Genomic DNA, 4,218 nt, shown 5'->3' with positions numbered 1-4,218 from the left:
CACACCCCACACCCCACACCCTATCCCCTATTTCTTTAACCAATGACTGCCCAACTTTTAACCGCTTTAGTGGTATTTGTCCTCGCTTCCTTTGTCGGTTTCGAGGTAATCAATAAAGTCCCTCCCACTCTCCATACACCCCTGATGTCGGGAGCGAATGCAATTTCAGGTATCGCCGTTGTCGGTGCGCTCCTCATCGCCGGAGGCACGGATTGGCACGAATTAACCGTAATTTTAGGGTTAATTGCCGTTATTTTGGCGATGGTTAACGTGGTCGGTGGTTTTGTCGTTACCGATCGAATGCTGCAAATGTTCAAGAAAAAAGAGGCTAAATCATGAATAATGCCCTTATCACAGGGATCGAGTTGTCCTATCTACTTGCCGCCATTTTATTTATCATCGGTCTTAAACAATTATCTTCCCCCGCTACCGCCCGTCAAGGCAATTTTCTGGCTGCCATCGGGATGCTAATCGCCATTATTGCCACCTTAATCAATCAAGAAATCCTCAGCTATGGTTTAATCGCCGTGGCGTTAGTGATTGGCTCGATTATCGGCCTAGTTTCGGCGCAAAAAGTCCCGATGACAGCTATGCCCCAAATGGTGGGGATTTTTAACGGTTTAGGCGGTGCTGCCAGTGCTTTAATTGCCATTGGCGAATACTGGCGTTTACTGCAAAGTGGTGAAAATATTGCCTTTGACTCGATACTGATCGCTATTTTGGGTATATTGATCGGCGGTGTCACTTTTACCGGTAGTGTCCTCGCTTTTGCCAAATTACAGGAATTAATCAGTGGCGCGCCCGTAACTTTTCCTTTCCAACAACCCTTTAACATTCTCTTGCTACTCACCTTTTTAGGGGGTAGTGTCTATCTCTTTTTTGATCCCACCTCGATCGATGTTTTCCTGACCTTGGTGGCACTTTCCCTAATTTTCGGGGCTTTATTCGTGCTTCCCATCGGCGGCGGCGATATGCCCGTGGTTATCTCGCTCTTAAACTCTTTTTCGGGACTTGCCGCCAGCGTAGTCGGTTTTATCCTGATGAATAGTATGTTGATCATCGCTGGTGCTTTGGTGGGTGCGTCGGGGATTATCCTGACTCAGATCATGTGTAAAGCCATGAATCGATCGCTGGCTAGTGTACTATTTGGGGCATTTGGTACAGGTGCTAGTGCTGGAGGCGAAGCGAGCGCCACTTCTAGCCTTGATAAATCAGTTCATGCTATTGATTCAGAAGAAGGGGCAATGATGCTCGGTTATGCGCGTTCTGTGGTGATTGTACCCGGTTACGGCATGGCGGTGGCCCAAGCACAACACGCAGTGCGAGAATTAGCTGAACAGTTGGAAAAAAATGGCGTTGAGGTTAAATATGCTATTCACCCCGTGGCGGGAAGAATGCCAGGACACATGAATGTATTACTGGCCGAAGCTAATGTTCCCTATCCGCAACTCTACGATATGGATGATATTAATCCTGAGTTTGAGCGCGTCGATGTGGCCTTAATTATTGGGGCGAATGATGTGGTTAATCCCGCTGCCCGTCACGATAAAGCTAGTCCCATTTATGGAATGCCAATTCTCGACGTGGATAAGGCACAGCACACGATCGTGATTAAGCGCAGTATGCGATCGGGTTTTGCCGGGGTGGAAAACGAATTATTCTACAATCCCAAAACCTTTATGCTCTTTGGTAGCGCTCAAGATGTGGTAGCACAATTAGTATCACAAGTCAAGGATTTGTCATAATTCTTGACAAATAGGACGGGGTTTTCACCCCGTCTTTTTTTATCTGATTTTCCAGAGTTTAAAGATAATCCAGAACTAATTCCCCTTTGCTCACTTTTTCGGTAATTAAAGTTCTGACCAACTCTAATTCTTCCAGGGTCACTTTACCATCAGACCTCATAGCTAGGGCGATTCTTTCCCTTTCCCCTTGAGTGATCACGCCATCAACACTAGCCTGTTCGATAATAGCTCGCAACTTTTCTAGTTCCTGTTGTTCTTCTGCGGTTAATTCTGCTTGATTAGGGCGAGATATTTCCATAAAAATTTCTCCTTGAGGGATCAACACAAACTTGGTAATTTTTTTCTAAGTAGTAGAACCGCTGGCAGTTATCCCCAGTCAGCATCAGCAATCAGGGACAATGATTTTAGCAAGAGCTAGACCTTGATTCTTGACAGGGAGCCACTAAACCTGAATAGATGATAACTGATAGAGCTTACAGTATAGTGATTAATAGAAGCAATTTGCAAAGAATTATCGAGATAAAGAATGGATATTCGATCGACTGACACCTCGCTCCTTACCTGGACAGGAGATACTTTAGCCCTAGGTTTACCAGAAGGAACCATCGAGATTGCAGGAGAATTGGCAGAATTAAACGATAAACTAGGGGGAAACCTAGGTGATCTCATCTCCGAGACGGAATTCGAGGGAAAATTAGGCAGCAGTGCGGCGACTCGTCTAGGTGGTGGTCCGATTCGCAAATTAATCCTGGTGGGATTGGGAAAAACTGCCGATTTCGACCTGCAAACCCTGCGTCTAGCGGCTGCTGCGATCGCTCGTCTGGCCAAACAACAAAAAAGCCAAGCTCTGGCCATCAGTTTACCGGTAGTTGGTGATCAGTCCGCCACCGCCGGAGCAATCACGGAAGGACTACTACTGGCCAATCATCAGGATACCCGCTTCAAGTCCACTAAGGAGGAAAAAGGAGCCAAATTAGCAACCGTCGAGTTATTGGGTTTAGGAGAGCAAACATCTGCGATCGCCAAAGCCGAGCAAATCTGTTCCGGGGTGATTCTGGCCAGAGAATTAGTCAATGCTCCCGCTAACACCGTTACCCCCCTAACCATGGCAGAAACCGCCGAGCAAATTGCCGCCGAATACGGATTAAGTCTCAAAATTCTGGAACAGGAAGAATGCGAAAGCTTGGGTATGGGAGCCTTCCTAGGAGTGGCCAAAGCCTCGGATATTCCCCCGAAATTCCTTCATTTAATCTATAAACCCCAAGGAACCCCGAAACGTAAACTAGCAATCGTCGGCAAAAGTTTAACCTTTGATTCCGGCGGTTTGAATATTAAAGGGGCCGGCAGTGGCATCGAAACCATGAAAATGGATATGGGGGGTGGTGCCGCCACCCTAGGCGCAGCCAAGGCGATCGCCCAATTACAGCCAGAAGTGGAAGTACACTTTATCTGTCCGGCTACAGAAAATATGATTAGTGGTCGCGCTATGCACCCTGGGGACATTTTAACCGCTTCTAATGGCAAAACTATTGAAGTCAATAACACCGATGCCGAGGGACGATTAACCCTGGCCGATGGCTTGGTTTTTGCGGAAAAATTAGAGGTGGATGCGATCGTGGATCTAGCCACTTTAACCGGGGCCTGTGTCATCGCTTTGGGGGACGATATCGCCGGTTTATGGAGTAGCGATGAGAGTCTCACTGTTCAACTCCAAGAGGCCGCTAAATTAGCCGGCGAAAAATTCTGGCCAATGCCCCTAGAAGAAAAATATTTCGAGGGGATGAAGTCTCAAATTGCCGATATGAAAAACACCGGCCCGCGCCCCGGCGGTTCCATTACAGCCGCTTTATTTTTGAAGCAATTCATTAATAATACTCCCTGGCTCCACCTAGATATCGCAGGACCGGTCTGGTGCGATAAAGAAAATGGCGTTAATAATTCCGGGGCCACCGGTTTTCCCGTCCGCACTCTAGTTAATTGGGTAATGGCCAATAATTAAGTTATCGGTGATCGGTAAGCGGTATTAGGTGAGGAGTATTTTCACTGTTTACTGTTTACCGATCCCTGAAAAATCTGCCCCACCCCTCACCCCTATCTCAAGGTCGCGAGAGGACTCCCGTTAAACTGCGTAGCGGTTAACGGGAGATGAATCGCGACCAGAATGAAACTAACGCAGTAGCCTTTCCACTTTTGGGGAGTTTTGGTTCTCGACGTATTTTTTTAGTTGTTCGACAGTAACGTCGCCACAACTAGCCACGAAATAAGCTCCCGCCCAAAAATAGGGTTTGTTGTCGAAATACTTTGCCGCCAAATCCGGAAATTCTTGTCTAATTAGGGTTTGCTGAATAATGGTAAAACCCTTTTAAAATAAAGCTTTTGACCTGTTAAAGTCCGATGTTAGTGCTGCGAAAATAGGATTGGGACGTTCAAAAACCTTGCATTATCCTTCTTGTAGTACATCGCTTGGTACAAA

General features: G+C 46.7%; 4 protein-coding genes and 1 pseudogene. 3 read left to right on the top strand and 2 right to left on the bottom strand.

What is annotated here, in order from left to right; all coding sequences use genetic code 11:
* The first annotated feature begins 42 nt into the window (after nucleotides 1–42).
* Both O9332_RS09890 and O9332_RS09885 read left to right on the top strand, forming a co-directional pair.
* Nucleotides 43–339, top strand: a complete 297-nt coding sequence (locus O9332_RS09890; RefSeq protein WP_002733247.1) for an NAD(P) transhydrogenase subunit alpha part 2 — start codon at nucleotides 43–45, stop codon at nucleotides 337–339.
* Nucleotides 336–1,745: an NAD(P)(+) transhydrogenase (Re/Si-specific) subunit beta gene (locus O9332_RS09885; RefSeq protein WP_002757688.1), complete on the top strand. Its 1,410-nt coding sequence runs from the start codon at nucleotides 336–338 to the stop codon at nucleotides 1,743–1,745. The genes O9332_RS09890 and O9332_RS09885 overlap by 4 nt, the downstream gene beginning before the upstream one ends.
* 58 nt (nucleotides 1,746–1,803) lie before the next feature.
* On the opposite strand, the gene O9332_RS09880 is transcribed toward O9332_RS09885, so the two are convergent.
* Nucleotides 1,804–2,043 carry a hypothetical protein gene (locus O9332_RS09880; RefSeq protein ID WP_002757689.1) on the bottom strand — a complete coding sequence of 80 codons (240 nt, stop codon included), beginning with the start codon at nucleotides 2,041–2,043 and terminating at the stop codon, nucleotides 1,804–1,806.
* Nucleotides 2,044–2,271: 228 nt separating this feature from the next.
* On the opposite strand from O9332_RS09880, the gene O9332_RS09875 reads away from it, so the two are divergent.
* Nucleotides 2,272–3,744, top strand: a complete 1,473-nt coding sequence (locus tag O9332_RS09875; protein ID WP_002757690.1) for a leucyl aminopeptidase — start codon at nucleotides 2,272–2,274, stop codon at nucleotides 3,742–3,744.
* Between the two features lie 168 nt (nucleotides 3,745–3,912).
* On the opposite strand, the pseudogene O9332_RS09870 reads toward O9332_RS09875, so the two are convergent.
* Nucleotides 3,913–4,092: pseudogene (locus O9332_RS09870) on the bottom strand (transposase); the annotation flags it as partial.
* Nucleotides 4,093–4,218: the final 126 nt, after the last annotated feature.

The sequence above is a fragment of the Microcystis sp. LE19-10.1B genome, from assembly GCF_027530565.1.
GTDB lineage: Bacteria > Cyanobacteriota > Cyanobacteriia > Cyanobacteriales > Microcystaceae > Microcystis > Microcystis aeruginosa.
This window is presented reverse-complemented; position numbering and strand designations above follow the sequence as displayed.

Bases quoted from the DNA above. Each gene is read 5' to 3' on its own strand.
- O9332_RS09875 (WP_002757690.1), top strand. From the start codon at position 2,272: ATGGATATTCGATCGACTGACACCTCGCTCCTTACCTGGACAGGAGAT.
- O9332_RS09890 (WP_002733247.1), top strand. From the start codon at position 43: ATGACTGCCCAACTTTTAACCGCTTTAGTGGTATTTGTCCTCGCTTCC.
- O9332_RS09880 (WP_002757689.1), bottom strand. From the start codon at position 2,043: ATGGAAATATCTCGCCCTAATCAAGCAGAATTAACCGCAGAAGAACAA.
- O9332_RS09885 (WP_002757688.1), top strand. From the start codon at position 336: ATGAATAATGCCCTTATCACAGGGATCGAGTTGTCCTATCTACTTGCC.